Source organism: Mycobacterium sp. TH-M82 (assembly GCF_057473605.1).
The window spans coordinates 1-1,125 of the sequence record NZ_JBYCKY010000083.1 but is presented as its reverse complement, the minus strand read 5'-3'; the positions used below and the strand labels follow the sequence as shown (position 1 = coordinate 1,125).

Here is a 1,125-nt window from a genome sequence, read left to right as displayed (position 1 = left end):
TGGTGGTGGGCTGCGGGCCCGGACCGTTCACCGGGCTGCGGGTCGGGATGGCCACCGCCGCCGCCTACGGCCATGCGCTGGGCATTCCGGTGTACGGAGTGTGCAGCCTGGACGCCATGGGGGTGCTGGCCCGGCGGGTGTCGAACGATGAGGTGCTGGTGGTCACCGATGCCCGCCGCCGCGAGGTGTACTGGGCGCGGTACCGCGACGGGGTCCGGGTTGCCGGTCCGGCGGTCTGCGTGCCGGGCGACGTCGATGTCGGCGCGGCGCAGGCGGTGGCCGGCTCACCGGCCCACGCGGCGCTGTTCGACCTGCCGGTGCTCGACATCGCCTACCCGACGGCTGCCGGACTGGTTGCGGCGGTGGATGATTGGGGTACCGACCCCGTGCCCCTGGTGCCGCTGTACCTCCGCCGGCCGGATGCCGAACCGCCCGGCACTTCGCTTGTCACTCCGTTCGTTGTCGGCCCGCTCACCGATACCGACGCCGTCCGCTGCGCCGAACTGGAAGCGCAGCTGTTCGACGGCGACGACCCGTGGCCGGCCGCGGCGTTTCACCGCGCCATTGCCGCCCGGCACCACCACTATGTCGGCGCGCGGGTCGCCGACTTGCTCGTCGGTTACGCGGGCATCGCGCGGCTGGGCCGCACCCCGCCGTTCGAGTACGAGGTGCACACCATCGGGGTGGATCCGGCCTACCAGGGCCGCGGCATCGGCCGGCGGCTGCTGGCCGAACTGCTGGACTTCGCGGGCAGCGCCGTCGTGCACCTGGAGGTGCGCACCGACAACGCCGCGGCCATCGCGCTCTACCGCGACGTGGGATTCGTCGAGGTCGGTATCCGCAAGCGCTACTACCGGGCCAGCGGAACCGATGCCCGCCTGATGCGCCGGGAGGTCCAGTGAACCGCGCCGGCGACGATGCAGAGCGAAGCGATGCTGAGGAGCGGCGCCAGTGAACACCATCCTGGCGATTGAAACCTCCTGCGACGAAACGGGTGTCGGTATCGCCCGACTCGACGCCGACGGAGCCGTGACGCTGCTGGCCGACGAGGTGGCCTCCAGCGTCGACCAGCACGCCCGGTTCGGCGGGGTGGTGCCCGAGATCGCGTCGCGGGCGCATCTGGAG

At 72.1% G+C, this 1,125-nt stretch carries 1 protein-coding gene and 2 pseudogenes; all 3 read left to right on the top strand.

Annotated elements, in window-relative coordinates; all coding sequences use genetic code 11:
- Positions 1-47: 47 nt before the first annotated feature.
- Positions 48-353 (top strand): annotated as a pseudogene (locus tag AC2VON_RS02470) (tRNA threonylcarbamoyladenosine biosynthesis protein TsaB); the annotation flags it as partial.
- Positions 354-401: 48 nt separating this feature from the next.
- A complete protein-coding gene (gene rimI / locus AC2VON_RS02465; RefSeq protein WP_486951513.1) occupies positions 402-902 on the top strand; it encodes a ribosomal protein S18-alanine N-acetyltransferase in 501 nt (166 codons plus the stop codon).
- A gap of 49 nt (positions 903-951) precedes the next feature.
- A pseudogene (locus AC2VON_RS02460) lies at positions 952-1,125 on the top strand (tRNA (adenosine(37)-N6)-threonylcarbamoyltransferase complex transferase subunit TsaD); the annotation flags it as partial.